The sequence below is a fragment of the Polaromonas sp. C04 genome (assembly GCF_002002705.1).
In the GTDB taxonomy this organism is placed as follows: Bacteria; Pseudomonadota; Gammaproteobacteria; order Burkholderiales; family Burkholderiaceae_C; genus Rhodoferax_A.
Map to the genome: position 1 here is coordinate 135,960 of NZ_MUNS01000041.1, position 21,901 is coordinate 157,860.

Below are 21,901 nucleotides of genomic sequence, written 5' to 3' on the forward strand. Positions count from 1 at the left end.
CGCCGGCCCTGTTTCATAATGACCACGCGCACCGATGCGCGCCAGTTCCAACGTAGATTTCAACGTACACAAGGAGATTCACATGCGACGTTTATCTCTTCTGGTGGCCGTGGCGGCTGCCTTCTCGGCCGGACTGTTCAGCGCGCGCTGGGTGCCCACCGCCACCGCCCAGTCCGACGTGCCGCTGGTGCCGATGATCATCCACGTGACGCAGCTGAGCGACAACGACATCGGCCCCCCGCTGCCGGGGCTGGACTTGCGTTCGCACACCTATGTCAGCCGGCCCGGCGCCACCGTGGCGGTGCAGTCAGGCAACGTCTTCAAGCACTACCACAGCGGCTCGGACGAGATCCAGTACATCGTCGAAGGCAGCGGCACCTTCTGGCTCGGCGACAAGCAGCAGCAGATCGGCCCCGGCGACCTCATCATCATTCCCAAGGGCACAGTGCATGCCGGCTCGATGGCCACCACGGGCCGCTTCAAGGCCATCGCCATCAAGACCCCGCCACAGGCCGCGGATGATACGCACCGGGTGGATTGAGCGCCCCCAAGATGCATCGTCCAAGCATGAATCCAAGCCCTGAACCAGACCTCATGCAGAGACTTGTCGCGATGGTGGAGTCGTCGGACGGGCTGATGTCCGCGCTGAGGGCTGTCCGTGCGCTTGGGCTTGGCTCTTGGTGTATCGGCGCGGGTGCCGTTCGGTCGTTGGTATGGGACCACCTGCATGGCTTCAAAGAACCTTCGGCCGTCGAAGACGTGGATGTCGTTTACTTCGACGCCAGGATTGACGATCCCGAGCGGGATGCCAATCTCGAACACCGACTTCGCTCGGCCATGCCCGAACTGCATTGGGAGGTCACGAATCAGGCTGTCGTGCATCAATGGTTTGCCGCGAACCTCGGGCAGGTCGTGCCATCTCTCGTCTCCCTCGAAGAGGGTGTTGCGACATGGCCGGAATTTGCCACTTGCGTCGGCGTGTACCTGAACTGCGATGAATCGATAGGCGTTGTTGCTCCACACGGTCTCGACGACCTGTTTGGTCTCCGGGTTCGGCATAACCCGCGCAGAGCGAGCGTTGCGACCTACCGGCAGCGCGTGGAGTCGAAACGGTTTGGCGAGCGGTGGCCAATGCTTTCGATCAGTGCCGGCTGAAGGCAGAGTTCAGCCAATACCTGACGGTTGCCACGGTGCTCCAGTTTCGATGCTATGCGTCACCGTTACGCAAACGTTCGCCTCTATAGTCAGGCATGTCAACCCTGATGACCCGTGACATCCAATAAATAGAAGGAGACATTTGTGCAAGTTGACATTTCGCTTTCTGACAGCGTCCAAGAGGGGGAAGTACTCTGCCTGTATCGCGCAAACCAGTGGTCTTCGGCTGAAAAGCCGACACAACTCATGGCCGCACTGCGCGGCTCTCACTCCCTTGTCACTGCGCGCGTCTCCGGCGAACTCGTGGGGTTAGGAAACGCAATTTCGGACGGACACCTGGTTGTCTACTTCCCCCACATGCTCGTGCTTCCGCGGCTTCACGGGAAAGGGGTGGGCAGGAAGATGATGCAAGCCTTCCTCGAGAAATATTCCGGTTTCCACCAGTTGATGCTTACGGCTGATGGAGGAGCCGTCGAGTTCTACAAGGCGCTTGGGTTTGAGCGAGCTGGCAAGACAGAGCCCATGTGGGTCTACGCTGGGACAGAACATTGAGCAGACAGGTCGAGTACGGCTGTCGACCAAAACCCGACCTTCCGACCAGCTGCGAAAATTCGTTCATCCGGTGATCCTCAACTGAAAAGGCAAAGAAATGTTCAAGGTACTGGGAAAGGAAGGCCGCACAGTTCCGCTCATCTGTTGCGACGTGTGCGGAAGTTGGATCGACGACATCGGCCACGGAGCAGCGGTCTTCGAATCGCCTCGTGCTGAGGGTGAATCCCAAGCGGTCACCATGGTTCACAAGGGCGCATGCCACGACAAAGCCGAGCAGCAACTTCGCGCCCATAGCAAGGTGACAGGGTGGCAGGAGCTTGGACGCTACCTGATGGACGCTTTGCACAACGGCGGCCTCACACTCGACGCCATGAATGCAGCCAAGGACCGAGATGATGAGTTCGGCGGCCCTCTATAGGACCCGTAGCAACCAAATCTTACTGTGCAGTGTCCGCTTTCGAGCCGAGACCAATGTCGGGCGCATAGCGGTAGTCAGTTCTCAAATGGCGGTTGAGCGGTTTCTCAGAAAGTTGTTTCGCTGACAGGCCCGCACCGGTGGACGCACAATAGCGTCATGACCTTGACCGAACTCAAATACATCGTGGCCGTTGCCCGCGAAAAGCACTTCGGCAAAGCCGCCGAGGCCTGCTATGTCTCGCAGCCGACGCTGTCGGTCGCCATCAAGAAGCTCGAGGACGAGCTCGAGGTCAAGCTGTTCGAGCGCGCTGCCGCCGAGGTCACGGTCACGCCACTGGGCGAGGAGATCGTGCGCCAGGCGCAAAGCGTGCTGGAGCAGGCCGCCAACATCAAGGAGATCGCCAAGCGCGGCAAGGACCCGCTGGCGGGCGCGCTGGGCCTGGGCATCATCTACACCATCGGCCCCTATCTGTTGCCGGACCTGGTGCGCCAGGCCATCGCCCACACGCCGCAAATGCCGCTGATGCTGCAGGAGAATTTCACGGTGAAGCTGCTGGAGATGCTGCGCACCGGCGAGATCGACTGCGCCATCATGGCCGAGCCGTTTCCCGACACCGGGCTGGCGATCGCGCCGCTGTACGACGAGCCGTTTTTCGCGGCCGTGCCGTACAACCACCCGCTGGCCGCGCAAAGCACCATCACGTCGGAAGCGCTCAAGAAGGAGACCATGCTGCTGCTGGGCACGGGCCACTGCTTTCGCGACCACGTGCTCGAGGTCTGCCCCGAGTTTGCGCGCTTCTCCAGCGATGCCGAGGGCATCCGCAAGAGCTTCGAGGGCTCGTCGCTGGAGACCATCAAGCACATGGTGGCGTCCGGCATGGGCGTGACGCTGGTGCCGCGCCTGTCGATCCCGAAGGAGGCGTTGCATCCCGGGTCGAAACGCAAGCACCTTGACCAGGCCTACGTCAAGTACCTGCCGTTCGATGGCGACCCGCCCACGCGCCGCGTGGTGCTGGCCTGGCGCCGCAGCTTTACGCGCTACGAGGCCATCGCCGCGCTGCGCAACGCCATCTACGCCTGCGAACTGCCGGGCGTGAAACGTTTGTCCTGAGGAGAGTGCGACCATGACGCCTGCACAAGCCGGCACTCCGGCGCCGCTGCGCCGCAAGATCGGCCTGTACCTGGACCTGATCCGCTGGAGCCGGCCCGCGGGCTGGCTGCTGCTGCTGTGGCCGACCCTGAGCGGCTTGTGGATCGCGGCCGGCGGCTTCCCGGGCTGGCATTTGCTGGGGGTGTTCACGCTGGGCACCATCCTGATGCGCAGCGCCGGCTGCTGCATCAACGACGTGGCCGACCGCGAGTTCGACCGCCACGTCAAGCGCACGGCGCAGCGGCCCGTGACCACCGGCGCGATATCGGTAAAAGAGGCGCTGGGCTTTGGCGCGCTGCTGGCGCTGCTGGCCTTCGCGCTGGTGCTGACCACCAACACCGTCACGGTCTTGTGGTCGTTTGCCGCGCTCGCCATCACGCTGGTCTATCCCTATGCCAAGCGCTTTGTCTCGATGCCGCAGGCGGTCCTGGGCGTGGCCTTCAGCTTTGGCATTCCGATGGCCTTTGCCGCCGTGCAGTCGCGGGTGCCGCCACTGGCCTGGGTGCTGCTGCTGGGCAACCTGTTCTGGGTGCTGGCGTACGACACCGAGTACGCCATGGTGGACCGCGACGACGATCTCAAGATCGGCATGAAGACCTCGGCCATCACGCTGGGGCGCCTCGACGTGCCGGTGGTCACCACGAGTTACCTGATTTTTATGCTTATTTGGGCTGTAGCCCTTGCTGGGTATTCGCTAGGCGCTATTTTTTATATAGCGATCGGACTGGCGCTGGTGCAGGTCGTCTGGCACTACACGCTGATCCGCACGCGCTCGCGCGACGGCTGCTTCAAGGCCTTCCGGCTCAATCACTGGCTCGGCTTGACCATGTTCGCTGGCATCGCCTTGTCTTATGCACTGCGCTGATCAATCCGCGCCGAACTCGTCGCCCAGTTCGCGCGCGCGCTGCTGGGCCGCGTGCATGGCGCGCATGAACAGCGTCTTCACCTTGTCCTGCTCCATCGAAGTGATCGCGGCGTAGGTGGTACCGCCCTTGGAGGTGACGCGCTGGCGCAGCACCTCGGGCGGCTCGCCCCCGGCACGCGCCAGCTCGGACGCGCCCACAAAGGTGCCAACGGCCAGCTGCTGCGCCTGTGCGTGCGGCAGGCCCATGTCAACCCCGGCCTGCGTCATGGCCTCGATGAAATAAAACACATAGGCCGGCCCCGAGCCCGACAGCGCCGTCACGGCATCCAGTTGCACCTCCTGCTCGACCCACAGGCACTCGCCGGTCGGGGCCAGCACGCGCTCGACTTGCTGCCGGTCCGCGCTGGTGGCGGCGGCGCGCGCGAACAGCGCCGTCATGCCCTTGCCCACCAGCGCGGGTGTGTTGGGCATGGCGCGCACCACGCGCTCGGTGCCGAGCCAGCGCGCGATGCTGTCCGAGCGAATACCGGCCGCCACGCTCAGGTGCAAGGCATTTTGGGTATGGGGGGCCGTCTGCAGTGCGGCCTCCTTGAAGGTCTGCGGCTTGACGGCCCAGACTACCAGCGCGGCCTGTTCGAGCTTTGCCGTGGGCGCGGCCTGCGCCGTCAGGCCGAACTGGCCCCGCAGCTTGTCGCGCGCCTCGGGAAATGGTTCCACCACGTCGATCTGGCCGGGCGCGAGGCCCTGCTTGATCAGGCCGCCGATGATGGCGCTGGCCATGTTGCCGCCGCCGATGAAGGCGATGCGGTCGCTGCCGGGGGTGGAGGTGCTGGTGGTCATAACTGTGTCATCCAAAAAAGTTCGGGGCCGCCATCACATCGGCGGGATCGGGCCGCCGTTGAACGGGGCGTTGCTGGCAAACACCAGTGCGCGGCGGCCCGGCCTTGCGCTACCCTCGTCTCCTTATGGACTATATCCTCGCACTCGACCAGGGCACGACCAGTTCGCGGGCCATTTTGTTCGACCGGGCCGGCCAGGTGGCGGCGCTGGCGCAACAGGAGTTCAAGCAGCATTTCCCGCAGCCCGGCTGGGTCGAGCATGACGCGCGGGAGATCTGGACGTCGCAACTGGCCGTGGCACGCGAGTGCATCAAGAAAATGGCGGTAGCCCAATCGGGATATGCACAAGTCGCTCCTAATATCGTAGCAATCGGCATCACCAACCAGCGCGAAACCGCGGTGCTGTGGGACCGCGAAACAGGCCAGCCCGTGGCGCCGGCCATCGTCTGGCAGGACCGGCGCACGGCCGGGCGTTGCGACCAGCTGCGCGGGCTCGGCCACGCAAAGCGGATCCTGCGAAAAACCGGACTCGTGCTGGACGCCTACTTCTCGGGCACCAAGCTCGAATGGCTGCTGGACCACGTGCCCGGCGCCCGCGCCCGGGCCGAGCGCGGCGAGCTGGCGTTTGGCACCATCGACAGCTGGCTGATCTGGAACCTGACCGGCGGGCGGGTGCATGCCACCGACGCCAGCAACGCCTCGCGCACGCTGCTGTTCAACCTGCACACACTCCAGTGGGACGACGAGTTGCTGGCGCTGCTGCATATTCCGCGCAGCGTGCTGCCGCAGGTGCTGCCGTCGAGCGGGGTGCTGGGCGAAACCGAGGCCGCGCTGTTCGGTGCGCCGATCCGCATTGCCGGCGTGGCGGGCGACCAGCAGGCCGCCACCTTCGGCCAGGCCTGCTTTGCGCCCGGCATGGCCAAAAATACCTATGGCACCGGCTGCTTCATGCTGATGAACACCGGCACGGCCGCCGTGCCCAGCCGCAACCAGCTGCTGACCACCGTGGCATGGTGTGGCCCGTCGAGCCCCCTCCCCCGCGAGGGGGAGGGCTGGGGAGGGGGCGGGCGTAAAGCCGTGGCGAAGCCTTCCAGGGCGTGTTACGCCCTGGAAGGCTCGGTCTTCATGGCCGGCGCCACGATCCAGTGGCTGCGCGACGGCTTGCAGATGATTGCCTCGGCCGACGAGGTGGAGGCGCTGGCCGCCAGCGTGCCCGACACCGGCGATGTCTATTTGGTGCCAGCCTTCGCCGGACTCGGCGCGCCCGACTGGGACGGCCACGCGCGCGGCACGCTCATCGGCATGACGCGCGGCACCACCCGCGCCCACATTGCGCGGGCCGCCCTTGAATCGATCGCGCTGCAGGTCGCCGACATGTTCGGTGCCATGGCCCGGGACGCGGGCTTTGCGCTGAAGGAGCTGCGGGTGGACGGCGGCGCCTGCCGCAACAACCTGCTGATGCAGATGCAGGCCGATTTTCTGGGCGTGCCCGTGGTGCGCCCGCAGGTGACCGAAACCACGGCGCTGGGCGCGGCCTACCTGGCCGGACTCGCCACGGGGTTCTGGTCGGGCGCCGACGAAATCACCGCGCAGTGGGCGGTTGAGCGCCGCTTCGAGCCCGCCATGGCGGATGGACACCGCGCCGCCAAGCTGGCGCGCTGGCGCCAGGCGGTGGCGCGCTCCAGGGCGTGGGCCCAATGAATTACCCCGGACTGCAGGGACAATCGCGCCCATGACCGCTGCACCCCCGCCCCTGGCCACCCGGCGCGAAGACCTGATGGCCCGCCTGGCCGAGCCGCACCAATACGATGTGGCCGTCATTGGCGGCGGTGCCACCGGGCTGGGTGTGGCGCTGGATGCCGCGGCGCGTGGCTTCAGCGTGGTGCTGGTCGAGTCATACGATTTCGCCAAGGGCACATCGTCGCGCGCCACCAAGCTGGTGCATGGCGGCGTGCGTTACCTGGCGCAGGGCAATATTTCACTGGTGCGGGAGGCGCTGCACGAACGCACCCGGCTGCTGCACAACGCTCCGCACCTGGCCACGCCGCTGCCGTTCGTGATGCCGTCCTACAAATTGTGGGAAACCCCGTTTTATGGCGCCGGCCTGGTGATCTATGACGCGCTTGCCGGCCAGGCCGGTCTGGGCAAGACAGAATTTTTGAGCCGCGCGAAAACCCTGCGCTACCTGCCCACGGCGCAGCCGCGCGGCCTCAAGGGCGGCGTGATGTACTGGGACGGCCAGTTCGACGACGCGCGGCTGGCGCTGGCGCTGGCGCGCACGGCGGCACAGCGCGGCGCCTTGCTGGTCAACTACTGCGCGGCGACCGATCTCATCCACGAGGACGGCAAGGTGGCAGGGCTGACCTGCGAGGACCGCGAGACCGGGCGCCGCTACACGCTGCGCTCGCGCTGCGTGATCAATGCCGCGGGCGTCTGGGTGGACGAACTGCGCCAGAAGGATGGCGAAGCGATCGGGCGCCTCGCCAAACCCATGGTGGCGCCCAGCCAGGGCGTGCACATCGTGGTGGACCGTGCGTTTTTGCCGGGCGACCACGCGCTGCTGGTGCCGCGGACCGCCGATGGCCGCGTGCTGTTCGCCGTGCCGTGGCTGGGCCAGGTCATTCTGGGCACCACCGACACGCCGCGCCAAGACCTGGCGCGCGAGCCCGAGCCGTTCAGGGAAGAGGTCGAGTTCATCCTGCGCGAGGCGGCCCGGTACCTGAGCCGGGCGCCGACCCGCGCCGACGTGAAAAGCATCTGGGTCGGCCTGCGCCCGCTGGTCAAGCCGCCCGATGACGACGGCGACAACACCAAGGGCCTGAGCCGCGAACACACCGTGCTGGTGAGCCGCGGCGGCCTGGTGACGGTGACGGGCGGCAAATGGACCACGTACCGCGCCATGGCCGAAGATGTGCTGGAAAAATGTTTCGACGCCTCCCTGCTGGCAAGGAAAAGATCGGGAGTAACTGCTGACTTGCTGCTGGTGGGCGGCGACGGCGTGGCCCGGACGAAGCGCCCCAGCATCAGCGATCCGCCCGGGCTGCACGCCTATGGCAGCGAGCAGGGCGCCGTGCTGTCCCTGCCCGGTGCGGATGTACCGCTGGGCGGCGGCCTGAGCGAAGCCATGGTGCGCTTTGCCGCCCGTTATGAGTACGCGAGAGTCGTGGAAGACGTGCTGGCACGGCGCTCGCGCCTGCTGTTTCTGGATGCCCGGCTGGCCGGCTCCATGGCCCAAACCGTCGGCGCCATCCTGGCGCAGGAGACGGGAATCGACCCCCGGATCGGGGCGTTTACGGAGCTGGCGCAACATTATTTGCATCTGCCCGACTAAGCGTGTTTGACGGCGCCTGAAAAGACGTGCATAATAGCAGGCTTCGCTTGAAAAGGCGAAGCTTCTGCCCAGCATAAGCGCCGTGAGTGGTTCATGGTGCGAACGACGGGCCCAAGACTGATCGGGGTGTTTTTGGCTGTCAAAGACCCCCTGGTGCAAGTTGGGAATATTGAAATGATCCAGACTGAATCACGGTTAGAAGTTGCCGACAATACCGGCGCGAAATCCGTCCTGTGCATCAAGGTGCTGGGCGGGTCCAAGCGTCGCTATGCCAGCGTTGGCGACATCATCAAGGTGAGCATTAAAGAAGCTGCTCCGCGCGGCCGCGTCAAAAAAGGCGAGGTGTACAGCGCGGTGGTGGTGCGTACGGCCAAGGGCATTCGTCGCAGCGACGGCTCCCTGGTCAAATTCGATGGCAACGCGGCTGTGTTGCTGAACAACAAGCTGGAGCCCATTGGCACCCGCATCTTCGGCCCGGTGACGCGTGAACTGCGCACCGAGAAGTTCATGAAGATCGTGTCCCTGGCTCCTGAAGTTCTGTAAGGACTCGCCATGAACAAGATTCGCAAAGGCGACCAGGTCATCGTGCTCACGGGGCGCGATAAAGGCAAGCGTGGCACGGTATCGCTGCGCAAGGATGACTCCCATCTGCTGGTCGAGGGCATCAACCTGGTGAAAAAACACACCAAGCCCAATCCCCTCAAGGGAACGACAGGCGGCATTGTTGAAAAAGTAATGCCGATTCACCAGTCCAATGTGGCCATTTTCAATGCCGCCACGGGCAAGGCGGATCGTGTGGGCATCAAGCTGCAGGCCGATGGCAAACGCGTGCGCGTTTACAAGTCCAGCGGCGAAGAAATCAAGGTGGCATGACCATGGCACGACTCCAACAACATTACCGCGAAAAAGTGGCCCCCGAGCTGATGGCCAAGTTTGGCTACACCTCGCCCATGCAGGTGCCGCGCCTGACCAAGATCACGCTCAACATGGGCGTGAGCGAGGCGGTCTCCGACAAGAAGGTCATGGACAGCGCGGTCAGCGACCTGTCCAAGATTGCGGGCCAGAAGCCCGTGGTGACCGTGGCCAAGAAGGCGATCGCGGGTTTCAAGATCCGCGAAGGCCAGGCCATCGGCTGCATGGTCACGCTGCGCGGCGTGCAGATGTACGAGTTCCTGGACCGTTTCGTCACCGTGGCCCTGCCGCGCGTGCGCGACTTCCGCGGCATTTCCGGGCGCGCGTTCGACGGCCGTGGCAACTACAACATCGGCGTTAAAGAGCAGATTATTTTCCCTGAGATCGAGTACGACAAGGTCGATGCCTTGCGCGGTCTCAATATCAGCATCACCACGACGGCCAAGAACGACGAAGAGTGCAAGGCACTGCTCGCGGGCTTCCGTTTCCCGTTCAAGAACTGAGGTGACGTGTGGCTAAAATGGCTTTGATCGAGCGCGAGCTCAAGCGAGACAAACTGGTCGCCAAGTACGCGAAAAAACACGCGGAACTGAAGGCTATCTCCAACGACGCCAAGCGCAGCGATGAAGAGCGCGCGGCGGCCCGTCTGGGTCTGCAAAAACTCCCGCGCAATGCGAACCCGACGCGCCAGCGCAACCGCTGCGCGATCACGGGTCGTCCGCGTGGAACATTCCGCCAATTCGGTCTGGCTCGCGCCAAGATCCGTGAAATGGCTTTCGCTGGCGATATCCCCGGTATCGTCAAGGCGAGCTGGTAAGCAAGGCAGGAGATTAAACATGAGCATGAGTGATCCCATTGCCGATCTGCTGACCCGCATCCGCAATGCACAAATGGTGGCCAAAGTCACCGTGTCGGTGCCTTCTTCCAAGGTGAAGGTGGCCATTGCGCAGGTCTTGAAAGACGAAGGCTACATCGACGGCTTCCAGGTGAAAACCGAAGCCGGCAAGAGCGAACTTGAAATCGCCCTGAAGTACTACGCCGGTCGCCCCGTGATCGAGCGTATCGAGCGCGTCAGCCGTCCTGGCCTGCGCGTGTACAAGGGCCACGACGCCATTCCACAGGTCATGAATGGCCTGGGCGTGGCGATTGTCACCACGCCGCAAGGGGTGATGACGGACCGCAAGGCGCGCGCGACCGGTATCGGTGGCGAAGTGCTGTGCTACGTAGCTTAATCGCGGCATTGAGGAGAAACTGAAATGTCTCGTGTAGGAAAAATGCCGGTGATCGTCCCCGCAGGTGTGGATGTGTCGATCAAGGAAGACCAGATCAGTGTCAAGGGCACGGGCGGCACTTTGCTGCTGGCACAGAACGCGCTGGTCAAGATTGCAAGCGACGCGGGCAAACTGAGTTTTGCCCCGGCGAACGACTCGCGTGAAGCGAATGCCATGAGCGGCACCATGCGCCAGCTCGTGAACAACATGGTGGTTGGCGTGACCAAGGGTTTCGAGAAGAAACTCAGTCTCGTGGGCGTTGGCTTCAAGGCCCAGGCGCAAGGCGCCAAGCTGAACCTGTCGGTGGGTTTTTCCCATCCGGTGAACAAGGATATGCCGGCCGGTATTACGGTGGCGACGCCGGTTCCCACGGAAATCGTGATCAAGGGTGCCGACCGTCAGCGCGTCGGGCAGGTGGCTGCCGAGATTCGTGCGATTCGTCCGCCCGAGCCCTACAAGGGCAAGGGCATCCGTTATGCGGATGAGAAGATCACGATCAAAGAAACCAAGAAGAAATAAGGAGCTGCAACATGTTGACCAAAAAAGAGCAGCGTCTTCGCCGGTCCCGCCAGACCCGGATTCGTATTGCAGCCCAGGGCGTGGCACGTTTGACGGTGAACCGCACCAACCTGCATATCTATGCCAGCGTCATTTCCGGCGACGGCACCAAGGTTCTGGCGACCGCATCGACGGCACAGGCCGAAGTTCGCAAATCCCTCGGCGGCGCCGGCAAAGGTGGCAATGCGGCCGCGGCCCAGACCATCGGCAAGCTGATTGCCGAGAAGGCCAGGGCGGCTGGTGTTGAAAAAGTAGCCTTTGACCGGGCCGGGTTTGCATACCACGGCCGCGTCAAGGCGTTGGCTGATGCGGCACGCGCGGCCGGCTTGCAGTTCTAAGCGGATCGGAATTAAAAATGGCTAAAGTTCAAGCAAGAATGCAGGGTAAGGGTCAGAACGACGGCCCCGAAGACGGCCTGCGCGAAAAGATGATCGCGATCAACCGCGTGACCAAGGTGGTCAAGGGCGGTCGTATTCTCGGCTTTGCTGCGTTGACGGTGGTGGGCGATGGCGATGGCCGCGTCGGCATGGGCAAGGGCAAGTCAAAAGAAGTGCCGGCTGCCGTGCAAAAGGCCATGGAAGAAGCGCGCCGCAACCTGACCAAGGTGTCGCTGCGCAATGGCACGATTCACCACAAGGTGAACGGCCACCATGGTGCCGCAAACGTGATGATGGCGCCAGCCCCCAAGGGTACCGGCATCATCGCGGGCGGCCCGATGCGCGCCGTGTTCGAGGTCATGGGTGTCACCGACATCGTGGCCAAGAGCCATGGCTCGTCCAATCCCTACAACATGGTTCGCGCCACGCTGGATGCGCTCGCCCACTCCACCACTGCGTCGGACGTGGCGGCCAAGCGCGGCAAGACCGTCGAAGAACTCTTCGCTTAACCGGGAGTTTCACTATGACAACGCTACAAACAGTCAAGGTCCAGCTGGTGCGCAGCCCGATCGGTTGCAAGGAATCGCACCGCGCCACGGTGCGCGGCCTGGGTCTGCGCAAGGTCAACAGCACGAGCGAGTTGAAGGACACGCCCGAAGTTCGCGGCATGATTAACAAGATCAGTTATCTGGTCAAAGTGCTCTGAAGGGCAAGACGATGGAACTCAATGGCATCAAGCCCGCAGAGGGCGCAAAGCACGCCAAGCGGCGTGTCGGACGTGGGATTGGATCGGGCCTGGGCAAGACCGCGGGTCGTGGCCACAAGGGTCAGAAGTCGCGCGCCGGTGGCTATCACAAAGTGGGCTTTGAAGGCGGCCAGATGCCGCTGCAACGCCGCCTGCCGAAACGCGGCTTCAAATCCCAGCTTTTGCAATTCAATGCCGAGATCACTCTCGGCGCGCTCGAGCGCCTGGGCGCCGCCGAAGTGGACCTGCTGTCCCTGAAGCAGGCGGGCCTCGTGGGTGAGTTGATCAAGGTGGTCAAGGTGATCAAGTCGGGCTCGATCGACAAGGCTGTCAAGCTCAACGGGATCGGTGCCACTGCGGGTGCCAAGGCTGCGATCGAAGCGGCCGGCGGCAGCGTCGCCTGAATTCACGCTTGAAAGAGATCATCAGTGGCAACTAGCAGCGCAAAAATTGCAAAAACCGGGAAATTCGGCGACCTGCGTCGCCGTCTGGTCTTTTTGCTGCTCGCGCTCGTGGTGTATCGCGTGGGCTCGTATATCCCGGTGCCTGGTATTGACCCGAATCAACTCGAGCAGTTGTTCAAGGGTCAGCAAAATGGCATCCTGAGTCTGTTCAACATGTTCTCGGGTGGGGCGCTGTCACGCTTCAGCGTGTTTGCGCTCGGCATCATGCCGTATATCTCGGCATCGATCATTATGCAATTGATGACGTATGTGGTCCCTACTTTCGAGCAGATCAAAAAAGAGGGCGAATCGGGCCAGCGCAAGATTACCCAGTACACCCGCTACGGTACGCTGGGGCTTGGCCTGTTTCAGTCGCTGGGGATTTCCGTGGCGCTGGAGAGCTCTCCAGGCCTCGTGATGGACCCTGGCCTGGGATTTCGCCTGACCGCCGTGGTCAGTCTGACGGCGGGCACCATGTTCTTGATGTGGCTCGGCGAACAAATCACCGAACGTGGATTGGGCAACGGGATATCGTTGTTGATTTTTGCCGGCATTGCCGCCGGCTTGCCCAGGGGCATTGGCAGCCTGCTAGAGTTGGTGAGCACGGGTGCCATGAGCATATTGGTCGCCCTGTTGATCGTAGTGATCGTGGGGTTGGTAACCTATTTCGTTGTGTTTGTTGAACGTGGCCAGCGCAAGATTCTCGTGAATTACGCGCGTCGGCAGGTGGGAAACAAAGTTTACGGCGGGCAGTCGTCGCATCTGCCGCTGAAGCTGAACATGTCGGGCGTCATTCCGCCGATCTTCGCTTCCTCCATCATCCTGTTGCCTGCGACCGCTGTGAGCTGGTTCAGCACCGGCGATTCGATGCGCTGGCTCAAGAACATTGCCAGTGCACTCACGCCAGGTCAACCAATTTACGTCATGCTGTATGCGGCGGCCATCATATTTTTCTGCTTCTTCTATACCGCGCTGGTCTTCAACAGCCGCGAGACAGCCGACAACCTGAAAAAAAGCGGCGCGTTCATTCCCGGAATCCGGCCGGGCGAACAATCGGCACGCTATATCGACAAGATCCTGGTGCGCTTGACGCTGGTCGGTGCGATCTACATTACCGTCGTGTGTCTTCTGCCAGAGTTTCTGATATTGAAATACAACGTGCCGTTTTACTTTGGCGGCACATCCTTGCTGATTATTGTGGTGGTCACCATGGACTTCATGGCCCAGGTGCAGAACTACATGATGTCCCAGCAGTATGAGTCGCTGTTGAAGAAGGCGAACTTCAAGACTTCACTGGGCGGTTAAACGGAATGTCAAAAGACGATGTCATCCAGATGCAGGGGGAAGTGGTTGAAAACCTGCCCAATGCAACGTTTCGTGTGAAGCTGGAAAACGGCCATATCGTGTTGGGCCACATCTCGGGAAAAATGCGGATGCACTACATCCGGATTCTGCCGGGGGACAAGGTCACGGTTGAGTTGACGCCCTACGATTTATCGCGGGCTCGCATTGTGTTCCGGGCTAAATAGGCCGGGGCTGGACGGAAAAGTTTTAGGAGAATGAAATGAAAGTTTCGGCTTCGGTCAAAAAAATTTGCCGCAACTGCAAAATTATCCGCCGCAGGGGCGTGGTTCGCGTGATCTGTACCGATCCGCGGCACAAGCAGCGCCAAGGTTGATTAAAGAGTTTTAGAGGACGAACATGGCACGTATCGCTGGCATTAATATTCCGCCGCATCAGCACGCTGAAATCGGCTTGACCGCCATTTTTGGCATTGGTCGCACCCGCGCTCGCAAGATTTGCGAAGCTTGTGAGATCGCCTATTCCAAAAAGGTCAAGGATCTGACGGATGGCGACCTTGAGAAGATCCGCGATCAGGTCGCGCAACTCACCATCGAGGGCGATCTGCGCCGCGAAACGACCATGAACATCAAGCGATTGATGGACATTGGCTGCTATCGCGGTTTCCGCCACCGTCGTGGCTTGCCGATGCGCGGTCAGCGTACGCGCACGAATGCGCGTACTCGCAAGGGCCCGCGCAAAGCAGCAGCGGCATTGAAGAAATAATTGGGATTGAGAGATCACTATGGCCAAGGCTCCCGCCAATAACGCCGCACAACGTGTGCGCAAGAAAGTCCGCAAGAATGTTTCGGACGGCGTTGCACACGTTCACGCGTCGTTCAACAACACCATCATCACGATCACTGACCGTCAAGGCAATGCCCTTTCCTGGGCGTCCTCGGGTGGTCAGGGATTCAAGGGCTCGCGCAAGTCCACGCCTTTCGCCGCACAGGTGGCGTCGGAAGTGGCCGGACGCGCTGCGCTTGAGCAGGGGATCAAGAACCTTGATGTAGAGATCAAGGGTCCGGGCCCCGGCCGTGAATCTTCGGTTCGTGCGCTCGCAGCGCTGGGTATCCGCATCACGTCGATTGCCGACGTGACGCCGGTGCCGCACAACGGCTGCCGCCCGCAAAAACGCCGTCGTATTTAATTTTTTCAAGCCCACCGCCATCAGCGACAGCTTGATGGCTCCCGCAATCCATTGCGGCAGATGACATAAAGGACGTTCAAGTGGCACGCTATCTCGGCCCCAAGGCCAAACTCTCCCGCCGTGAAGGCACGGACCTTTTCCTCAAGAGCGCACGCCGCGCCATCGGGGACAAGGCGAAATTCGACTCCAAGCCCGGTCAGCACGGACGCACCTCGGGTGCCCGTACGTCCGACTACGGCCTGCAATTGCGCGAAAAACAAAAAGTAAAGCGCATGTATGGCGTGCTGGAGCGCCAGTTCCGCCGCTACTTTGAAGAGGCGGATCGCCGCAAGGGAAATACCGGCGCCAATCTGCTGTTCCTGCTGGAATGCCGTCTGGACAACGTGGTGTATCGCATGGGTTTCGGCTCCACGCGCGCCGAAGCACGCCAATTGGTGTCGCACAAGGCCATCACGGTCAACGGCCAGTCGGTGAACATTCCGTCGTACATGGTCAAGACTGGCGATGTTGTTGCAGTGCGCGACAAGTCCAAGAAGCAGAACCGTGTCGTCGAAGCCCTTCAATTGGCGCAACAGGTGGGCATCCCCGCGTGGGTCGATGTCAACGCCGACAAGGGCGAAGGCACCTTCAAGAAGGTACCTGATCGCGACGAGTTCGCCGCCGACGTCAACGAGTCGTTGATTGTCGAGCTGTACTCACGCTGATCGCATTAGTTTTCAATCGTTTTCGTTCCTGACTCGCCGGGTGCCGCGAATCAGGCGCTTCACCAGCCTTACCGGTGTAACGAGCCGGGGGTATTGAGAGGAAGTCTGCATGCAAACCAATCTGCTAAAACCAAAAACAATCAACGTGGAGCAACTCGGGCTCAACCGGGCCAAAGTCACACTGGAGCCTTTCGAGCGCGGCTATGGCCACACCCTGGGCAACGCCCTGCGCCGTGTGTTGTTGTCGTCCATGGTGGGTCACGCTGCGACCGAAGTCACCATTGCCGGCGTGCTTCACGAGTACTCCTCCATCGATGGCGTCCAGGAAGATGTCGTCAATATCCTGCTGAACCTCAAGGGTGTGGTATTCAAACTGCACAATCGCGACGAAGTCACGCTGAGCCTGCGCAAAGATGGCGAAGGCCTCGTGACGGCAGCGGACATCCAGACTCCGCACGATGTCGAGATCATCAATCCGAACCATGTCATTGCCACGCTGTCGCAAGGCGGCAAGCTGGACATGCAGATCAAGATTGAAAAAGGCCGTGGCTACGTTCCGGGCAACATGCGCCGGTATGGCGACGAGCCCGCAAAGTCCATCGGCCGGATTGTTCTGGACGCGTCATTTTCTCCGGTCAAGCGCGTCAGCTACATCGTGGAGAGCGCCCGCGTCGAGCAGCGCACGGACCTCGACAAGCTCGTGGTGGAAATTGAAACCAACGGCGCCATTTCGGCCGAAGATGCGGTTCGCGCCTCGGCCAAGATCCTGGTGGAACAACTGGCCGTGTTCGCGCAACTCGAAGGCGGTGAGCTGGCCATGTTCGACACGCCGACGCCGCGCAGTTCACAGCAGTTCGACCCGATCCTGCTGCGTCCGGTCGACGAGCTGGAGCTGACGGTGCGTTCCGCCAACTGCCTGAAGGCCGAAAACATTTACTATATCGGCGATTTGATCCAGCGCACCGAAAACGAGCTGCTCAAGACGCCGAATCTGGGCCGCAAATCGCTCAACGAGATCAAGGAAGTTCTGGCCTCGCGCGGTTTGACACTCGGCATGAAGCTGGAAAGCTGGCCGCCGGCCGGTCTGGACAAACGCTGATTTTTTGAGAGACCCCCAATGGCGGGGGCCAGTGCACCGGGCAGTACCTGATACGGCTGCCTGTTTTATAAGGAAAGGAAAGCACCATGCGCCACGGACACGGACTCCGTAAACTGAACCGCACCAGCGAGCACCGTCTCGCCATGCTGCGCAACATGATGAACTCGCTCATCGAGCACGAGGTCATCAAGACCACGCTGCCCAAGGCCAAGGAATTGCGCCGCGTGGTCGAGCCCATGATCACCCTGAGCAAAGAGCCCACGCTGGCCAACAAGCGCCTGGCGTTCGACCGCCTGCGTGACCGCGATAGCGTCGTCAAGCTGTTTGCCGAGCTCGGCCCGCGCTTCAAGGCGCGCCCCGGGGGCTACACCCGTATTTTGAAAATGGGATTTCGCGTGGGCGACAACGCCCCCATGGCCCTGGTCGAACTGGTTGACCGTCCGGCCGAGATGGATTCCTCCGACGCCGCGAAGGCTTAATAGGTTATAATAGCCTTCTTACCGCGCGATGGAGCAGCCTGGTAGCTCGTTGGGCTCATAACCCAAAGGTCGCAAGTTCAAATCTTGCTCGCGCAACCAAAAAAGCAGCGGTCTATCGCTGATAGCAAAACGTCCACTTTCAGTGGACGTTTTGCTTTTGGGGCTGGCCTTCGCGCCGTCGGCCATCCTACAATCCTCGTATGCTCAAACGCGTGACGCATCCGCTGACCAGATGGCTCGCCGTGGCGTCCATTGCGTTGCTGACGCTGGCGCCTGCCGCGTTGCGGACCCTTAGTCTGGCGCTGCCTTCCGCGTCGTCCTGGCTGCAAATCTGCACATCACATGGCGAACAATCGATCCATCTGCAGGGCGCTCCGGGAACGCCGCAGCAGGACGATTCCGGCAGCGCCGGCGGCGATTGCCCGCTCTGCGCCCTGTGTCACATCGGCTGGGCTCCCGTCCCTTCAACCATCCTGGCCATTGCCGTTCCCTTGGGCAGGCTGCCCCAGCTGGCCGCTGTCCCGCGCCTGCCCCGCCCGGTTCTGAGCTGGACGCTGCAGAACCCGCGCGCACCGCCCGACTTTTCCTGACGCCCCCGCGACAGATACTCTCCCGGCTGCGCTTCGGCTCGAACGGGAGAGTCGGCCCGGCTGCTGCCGCAGCCCCATCACCCCCAATTTTCCGCGTAGGAGTGACAACTCCCGCGCTTGCGAGATACCCATGAAAAAACATTATTCAATTCTTGTCGCGCTGCTGGCCACCGTGCCCGCCAGCGCCGTTTTTGCCTGCGCCACCTGCGGCTGCTCCCTGTCCTCCGATGCCGCCATGGGCTATTCGGCCTCCACCGGCTGGATGGTCAGCCTGCAATACGACTACCTCAACCAGAACCAGCTGCGCCTGGGCTCGAGCAGTATTTCCCCCGCGCAGGTGGCGGCGATCAACAACGCCGGCGGCAACCAGGAGGTGGAGAACGGCACCATCAACCGTTACGTCACCTTGGGCCTCGGCTACGCGCCCAGTGCGGACTGGAATTTCAAGCTCATGGTGCCGTACATTGACCGCAGCCACACAACGTACGGCTCCGCAAGCAATCCGCTCAGTTCGGGCGACCTCAGCGGCGCCACCGTCTCCAGCCTGGGTGACATCAAATTCATCACCAGCTACCAGGGCCTGCTGCCGACGCACAACCTCGGATTTCAGCTCGGCGTGAAACTGCCCACTGGTAACTACGGCGGACCCAACGCCGCCGGCACGGGCACGGTCGGGCGCGACCCTGTCTCCTTTACCTCGGGCCCCGGCACAGGCAGCCTCCTCGACACCAGCCTGCAGGCTGGCACTGGCAGCACCGACCTGATCGTGGGCGCCTACTATTACCAGCCGGTGAGCCAGAATTTTGACGCCTTCGTGAACGGCCAGTTCCAGGCCGCGGTGATGCAGCGTCTCGATCAGGCCGGTGCCGACTACCGGCCCGGGAACCTGGCCACCGTGAGTTTCGGCCTGCGCTACGAGGCCAACCCGGATATCGTGCCGCAGCTGCAGATGAACATCACGCGCAAGAGCCAGGACCAGGGCGCGCTGGCCGATACCGCGGACACGGCGGGCACGGTGGCCTACCTGAGCCCCGGCGTCACTGTGGCTGTCGCCAAAGACACGCATCTCTATGCCTTCCTGCAACTGCCGGTGTACAGCAAGCTCGCGGGCTACCAGCTGTTTCCGCGCTGGGTGGCCACGGTTGGCCTCACGCATGCATTCTGACCCGTTCCGTCACCGTTTTGGGGCGCGCCGGGCGCGCGCCGGCGGTTCCGGCGACAATCATGATCTGCACGCACCCACCCCTGAAATGACTCGCCAGATTCACATCCGAAGTGTCGCCGTTCATCGGTCAGAGCCGGCAGCGGACCTGCAGCGCCGCGCCCTGCTGCGCGGTGCGGCAGTGCTCGGCATCGTGGGCGCTGGCGGCTTGTGCGCATCGCGGGCGCGCGCGGCCGATCTGAAGACCGGCCAGCCGGCGCCGCCCCTGGTACTGCACACGCTGGACGGGCGCAGCATCGCCACGCGCGATCTGCTCGGGCAGGTGGTGATTGCCACCTTCTGGGCGACCTGGTGCGTGCCCTGCCGCGAGGAGCTGCCCCTGCTCTCGGCCTACGCCACGCGCCATGCGCCGCAAGGCCTGCAGGTGCTGGGTTTCAGCCTGGACGAGGCCCAGAATCTGCCCAAGGTGCGCACGGTCGCGGCAGGCCTGAGTTTTCCGGTGGGGCTACTGGAGAGTCCCTGGGTCCCGGCTTACGGGCGTATCTGGCGCCTGCCGGTGAGCTTCGTCATCGACCGTGCCGGCCGGCTGGCCGACAACGGCTGGGATGCCGATCCGCCCGAGTGGACGGCGCAGCGGCTGCAGCGCGTGGTGGACCCGCTGCTGGCGCGCAGCGGGTGATCCGGTTTCAATCCGGCAGCACGGCCGTCACCTCGATCTCGACCCTGGCGCGCGCTTCCATCAGTGCGGCCACCTGCACGCAGGTCATGGCCGGGAAGTTGCGGCCCAGCACCTCGCGATAGACCGCGCCCAGCTCGGGCAGGCGGCTGTTGTATTCCACCCGGTCCAGGACGTACCAGGTCATGCGCACCATGTGCTCGGGTCCGGCGCCCGCTTCTTTCAGCACGGCCACGATATTGCGCAGGGTCTGCGCGGTCTGGGCGATAAAGTCGTCCGACTCGAACTGCTGCTGCGCATTCCAGCCGATCTGGCCGCCCACGAAAATCTGGGTGCCGCGCGCGGCGATGCCGTTGGCATAACCCCTGGGCGCGGTCCATCCCGCTGGCTGTAAAAGGGTTCTCATTGGATTTCCTCGTTTGTAGGGGCTCGCTGGCGCCGGCCGGTGCTCAGGCCTGGCGCAGCTTGAAGCGCTGCAGCTTGCCGGTCTCGGTGCGCGGCAGGCTGGCCACGAACTCGATCTCGCGCGGGTACTTGTAGGGCGCGATCTCGGCCTTGACATGGTCCTGCAGCGCCTTGACCAGCGCAGCGTTGCCTGTCTGGCCGGGCTTGAGCACACAAAAGGCCTTGACCCGCATGCCGCGCTCCGCGTCGGGCTTGCCGATCACCGCGCATTCGGCCACCGCGGGATGTTTGAGCAGCGCGTCTTCCACCTCGGGGCCGCCGACGTTATAGCCCGCCGTGATGATCATGTCGTCGTCGCGCGACTGGTAGAAGAAGTAGCCATCGGCGTCCTGCATGAACGCGTCGCCCGAGTAGTTCCAGCCGTCCCGGACGTAGTTGGCCTGGCGGGGGTCGCCCATGTATTTGCAGCCGGTCGGGCCCTTTACCGCCAGCTTGCCGATGGTGCCGCGCGGCACTTCCTGGCCGTTGTCGTCCACCACCTTCGCGGTATAGCCCGGCACCACCTTGCCGATGGCGCCACGCCGCACCTGGTCTCCGGCGCTGGAGATGAAGATGTGAAACATCTCCGTGGCACCGATGCCGTCCAGCATCTCGATGCCGGTGGCGTCCTTCCAGAGCTGGCGCGTCGCGTCCGGCAGGGCTTCGCCGGCGCTTGCGCAGGTATGCAGCCTGGGCAGGCCATGCTGCTTGGCGTACGGCGCCATCTGCCGGTAGAACGTCGGTGCGGTGTAGCAGATGGTGGCGCCTACTTCGTTGATGAGCTTGACCATGCCTTCGGGGGTGTAGGCCACATCCGGGAAATACACCGAAGCGCCGGCCCACATCGGGAACACCAGCAGCCCGCCGAGTCCGAACGTGAAGGCCAGCGGCGGCGAGCCCATCACGATGTCGTCGGGGCTGGCCTTGAGCACATGGCGCGGCCACGCCTCGCAGGCCGCCAGGATGTCGCGATGCGTGTGCACGGCCGCCTTGGGTTTGCCCGTGGTGCCCGAGGTGAAGGCCAGGATGGCAATGTCGTCGGCGGCCGTGGGGCAGGGCGCGAAATGACCGGGTTTCGCGGCGCACAGCGCGCCCAGGTCCTGCGGATCGCCGGGCGCATTGAACTTCACGATGCTGCGCAGCACCGGATGCTGCTGCTGTGCCATTTGCAGTTCGTCCAGCAGTTTGGCATCGCACAGCGCCACGCTGGGCTGCGCCTTGTCGATGACGGCGCCCAGCTCCTTCGCGCGCAGCAGCGGCATGGTCGCCACCGCAATCAGTCCGGCCTTGACCACCGCCAGCCAGGCCAGCGCCATGCCGATGGAGTTGCCGCCGCGCAGCAACACACGGTTGCCCGGAACCAGGCCCAGGTCCTCGGTCAGGACACGGGCAATGCGGTCCACGCGCCCCTGCACGTCGGCGTAACTGAACGTGATGTGGGGCGAGCGCAGCAGGGGCCGGTGCGCCCAGCTTTTGCCGGCCGCCTTGTCCAGCAGCTCCTCCACCAGGTTGAGCCGGTCGGGCAGCTGCAGCTCGGGCAGATCGTAGCGCAGCTCGGGCCACTGCGCCGGTGGCGGCAACTGGTCATGCACGAAGCGGTCGGATTGAGCGCTGACACTTTGCGTCAGATGAGCAGACATG

General features: G+C 62.8%; 32 protein-coding genes and 1 tRNA gene. 30 read left to right on the forward strand and 3 right to left on the reverse strand.

Going from position 1 to position 21,901, the window contains the following annotated elements; all coding sequences use genetic code 11:
* The first annotated feature begins 82 nt into the window (after positions 1-82).
* The 6 genes from B0E49_RS17045 (at position 83) to ubiA (ending at position 4,139) form a co-directional block, all read left to right on the forward strand.
* Positions 83-541 carry a cupin domain-containing protein gene (locus B0E49_RS17045; protein ID WP_077564176.1) on the forward strand — a complete coding sequence of 153 codons (459 nt, stop codon included), beginning with the start codon at positions 83-85 and terminating at the stop codon, positions 539-541.
* Between the two features lie 71 nt (positions 542-612).
* Entirely contained in the window at positions 613-1,155 is a 543-nt protein-coding gene (locus tag B0E49_RS17050; RefSeq protein WP_077564178.1) for a nucleotidyltransferase family protein, read from the forward strand.
* A gap of 144 nt (positions 1,156-1,299) precedes the next feature.
* A complete protein-coding gene (locus B0E49_RS17055; RefSeq protein WP_077563593.1) occupies positions 1,300-1,707 on the forward strand; it encodes a GNAT family N-acetyltransferase in 408 nt (135 codons plus the stop codon).
* A 97-nt stretch (positions 1,708-1,804) separates the two neighbouring features.
* Positions 1,805-2,125 carry a hypothetical protein gene (locus B0E49_RS17060; RefSeq protein ID WP_077563595.1) on the forward strand — a complete coding sequence of 107 codons (321 nt, stop codon included), beginning with the start codon at positions 1,805-1,807 and terminating at the stop codon, positions 2,123-2,125.
* A gap of 156 nt (positions 2,126-2,281) precedes the next feature.
* The gene (locus B0E49_RS17065) at positions 2,282-3,235 is read left to right on the forward strand and encodes a LysR substrate-binding domain-containing protein (protein WP_077563596.1); all 954 of its coding nucleotides are present in this window, start codon (positions 2,282-2,284) and stop codon (positions 3,233-3,235) included.
* A 13-nt stretch (positions 3,236-3,248) separates the two neighbouring features.
* Positions 3,249-4,139, forward strand: a complete 891-nt coding sequence (ubiA, locus tag B0E49_RS17070; RefSeq protein WP_077563598.1) for a 4-hydroxybenzoate octaprenyltransferase — start codon at positions 3,249-3,251, stop codon at positions 4,137-4,139.
* On the opposite strand, the gene proC is transcribed toward ubiA, so the two are convergent.
* A complete protein-coding gene (gene proC / locus B0E49_RS17075; protein ID WP_077563600.1) occupies positions 4,140-4,979 on the reverse strand; it encodes a pyrroline-5-carboxylate reductase in 840 nt (279 codons plus the stop codon).
* A 125-nt stretch (positions 4,980-5,104) separates the two neighbouring features.
* On the opposite strand from proC, the gene glpK reads away from it, so the two are divergent.
* From glpK to B0E49_RS17195, 24 genes are all read left to right on the forward strand, one after another.
* Positions 5,105-6,679 (forward strand): glycerol kinase GlpK, encoded by a 1,575-nt coding sequence (glpK, locus tag B0E49_RS17080; RefSeq protein ID WP_077563601.1) that lies wholly within the window; start codon positions 5,105-5,107, stop codon positions 6,677-6,679.
* A gap of 31 nt (positions 6,680-6,710) precedes the next feature.
* Positions 6,711-8,309, forward strand: a complete 1,599-nt coding sequence (locus B0E49_RS17085; protein WP_077563603.1) for a glycerol-3-phosphate dehydrogenase/oxidase — start codon at positions 6,711-6,713, stop codon at positions 8,307-8,309.
* A 174-nt stretch (positions 8,310-8,483) separates the two neighbouring features.
* A complete protein-coding gene (gene rplN, locus B0E49_RS17090) occupies positions 8,484-8,852 on the forward strand; it encodes a 50S ribosomal protein L14 (RefSeq protein ID WP_048438475.1) in 369 nt (122 codons plus the stop codon).
* A 9-nt stretch (positions 8,853-8,861) separates the two neighbouring features.
* Positions 8,862-9,182 carry a 50S ribosomal protein L24 gene (gene rplX, locus B0E49_RS17095; protein WP_077563604.1) on the forward strand — a complete coding sequence of 107 codons (321 nt, stop codon included), beginning with the start codon at positions 8,862-8,864 and terminating at the stop codon, positions 9,180-9,182.
* Positions 9,183-9,184: 2 nt separating this feature from the next.
* Positions 9,185-9,724 (forward strand): 50S ribosomal protein L5, encoded by a 540-nt coding sequence (gene rplE, locus B0E49_RS17100; protein ID WP_077564180.1) that lies wholly within the window; start codon positions 9,185-9,187, stop codon positions 9,722-9,724.
* Between the two features lie 8 nt (positions 9,725-9,732).
* Complete coding sequence (gene rpsN / locus B0E49_RS17105) at positions 9,733-10,038, forward strand: 30S ribosomal protein S14 (RefSeq protein WP_077563606.1); 306 nt, start codon at positions 9,733-9,735, stop codon at positions 10,036-10,038.
* Between the two features lie 19 nt (positions 10,039-10,057).
* Positions 10,058-10,453: a 30S ribosomal protein S8 gene (gene rpsH, locus B0E49_RS17110; RefSeq protein ID WP_077563607.1), complete on the forward strand. Its 396-nt coding sequence runs from the start codon at positions 10,058-10,060 to the stop codon at positions 10,451-10,453.
* Positions 10,454-10,477: 24 nt separating this feature from the next.
* Positions 10,478-11,011, forward strand: coding sequence for a 50S ribosomal protein L6 (gene rplF, locus B0E49_RS17115; protein ID WP_077563608.1), 534 nt, complete (start codon positions 10,478-10,480; stop codon positions 11,009-11,011).
* A gap of 11 nt (positions 11,012-11,022) precedes the next feature.
* Positions 11,023-11,388, forward strand: a complete 366-nt coding sequence (rplR, locus tag B0E49_RS17120) for a 50S ribosomal protein L18 (protein WP_077563611.1) — start codon at positions 11,023-11,025, stop codon at positions 11,386-11,388.
* Between the two features lie 17 nt (positions 11,389-11,405).
* Positions 11,406-11,936, forward strand: coding sequence for a 30S ribosomal protein S5 (gene rpsE / locus B0E49_RS17125; RefSeq protein ID WP_077563613.1), 531 nt, complete (start codon positions 11,406-11,408; stop codon positions 11,934-11,936).
* A 14-nt stretch (positions 11,937-11,950) separates the two neighbouring features.
* Positions 11,951-12,133: a 50S ribosomal protein L30 gene (rpmD, locus tag B0E49_RS17130; RefSeq protein ID WP_077563615.1), complete on the forward strand. Its 183-nt coding sequence runs from the start codon at positions 11,951-11,953 to the stop codon at positions 12,131-12,133.
* Between the two features lie 11 nt (positions 12,134-12,144).
* On the forward strand, positions 12,145-12,576 hold the full coding sequence (gene rplO, locus B0E49_RS17135; RefSeq protein WP_077563617.1) for a 50S ribosomal protein L15: 432 nt from the start codon (positions 12,145-12,147) through the stop codon (positions 12,574-12,576).
* 24 nt (positions 12,577-12,600) lie between these two features.
* Positions 12,601-13,920, forward strand: coding sequence for a preprotein translocase subunit SecY (secY, locus tag B0E49_RS17140; protein ID WP_077563619.1), 1,320 nt, complete (start codon positions 12,601-12,603; stop codon positions 13,918-13,920).
* Between the two features lie 5 nt (positions 13,921-13,925).
* Entirely contained in the window at positions 13,926-14,144 is a 219-nt protein-coding gene (infA, locus tag B0E49_RS17145) for a translation initiation factor IF-1 (protein ID WP_077563621.1), read from the forward strand.
* A 35-nt stretch (positions 14,145-14,179) separates the two neighbouring features.
* Positions 14,180-14,293 (forward strand): 50S ribosomal protein L36, encoded by a 114-nt coding sequence (gene rpmJ / locus B0E49_RS17150; RefSeq protein ID WP_077563623.1) that lies wholly within the window; start codon positions 14,180-14,182, stop codon positions 14,291-14,293.
* Between the two features lie 23 nt (positions 14,294-14,316).
* On the forward strand, positions 14,317-14,682 hold the full coding sequence (gene rpsM / locus B0E49_RS17155; RefSeq protein WP_077563625.1) for a 30S ribosomal protein S13: 366 nt from the start codon (positions 14,317-14,319) through the stop codon (positions 14,680-14,682).
* Between the two features lie 19 nt (positions 14,683-14,701).
* The gene (gene rpsK, locus B0E49_RS17160) at positions 14,702-15,106 is read left to right on the forward strand and encodes a 30S ribosomal protein S11 (RefSeq protein WP_077563626.1); all 405 of its coding nucleotides are present in this window, start codon (positions 14,702-14,704) and stop codon (positions 15,104-15,106) included.
* A gap of 80 nt (positions 15,107-15,186) precedes the next feature.
* Entirely contained in the window at positions 15,187-15,810 is a 624-nt protein-coding gene (gene rpsD / locus B0E49_RS17165) for a 30S ribosomal protein S4 (protein ID WP_077563628.1), read from the forward strand.
* A gap of 109 nt (positions 15,811-15,919) precedes the next feature.
* Positions 15,920-16,909, forward strand: a complete 990-nt coding sequence (locus B0E49_RS17170) for a DNA-directed RNA polymerase subunit alpha (RefSeq protein ID WP_077563630.1) — start codon at positions 15,920-15,922, stop codon at positions 16,907-16,909.
* 86 nt (positions 16,910-16,995) lie between these two features.
* Entirely contained in the window at positions 16,996-17,388 is a 393-nt protein-coding gene (gene rplQ, locus B0E49_RS17175; RefSeq protein WP_077563632.1) for a 50S ribosomal protein L17, read from the forward strand.
* 22 nt (positions 17,389-17,410) lie between these two features.
* Positions 17,411-17,487, forward strand: a tRNA-Met gene (locus tag B0E49_RS17180).
* Positions 17,488-17,588: 101 nt separating this feature from the next.
* Entirely contained in the window at positions 17,589-17,978 is a 390-nt protein-coding gene (locus B0E49_RS17185; RefSeq protein ID WP_077563634.1) for a DUF2946 family protein, read from the forward strand.
* Positions 17,979-18,108: 130 nt separating this feature from the next.
* Positions 18,109-19,143 (forward strand): hypothetical protein, encoded by a 1,035-nt coding sequence (locus tag B0E49_RS17190; RefSeq protein ID WP_077563636.1) that lies wholly within the window; start codon positions 18,109-18,111, stop codon positions 19,141-19,143.
* 85 nt (positions 19,144-19,228) lie between these two features.
* Positions 19,229-19,819, forward strand: coding sequence for a TlpA disulfide reductase family protein (locus B0E49_RS17195; protein WP_077563638.1), 591 nt, complete (start codon positions 19,229-19,231; stop codon positions 19,817-19,819).
* A gap of 7 nt (positions 19,820-19,826) precedes the next feature.
* On the opposite strand, the gene B0E49_RS17200 is transcribed toward B0E49_RS17195, so the two are convergent.
* Together B0E49_RS17200 and B0E49_RS17205 are read right to left on the reverse strand one after the other, a co-directional pair.
* Positions 19,827-20,222, reverse strand: a complete 396-nt coding sequence (locus B0E49_RS17200) for a RidA family protein (RefSeq protein WP_077563640.1) — start codon at positions 20,220-20,222, stop codon at positions 19,827-19,829.
* Positions 20,223-20,265: 43 nt separating this feature from the next.
* The gene (locus B0E49_RS17205) at positions 20,266-21,900 is read right to left on the reverse strand and encodes an AMP-binding protein (RefSeq protein ID WP_077563641.1); all 1,635 of its coding nucleotides are present in this window, start codon (positions 21,898-21,900) and stop codon (positions 20,266-20,268) included.
* Position 21,901: the final 1 nt, after the last annotated feature.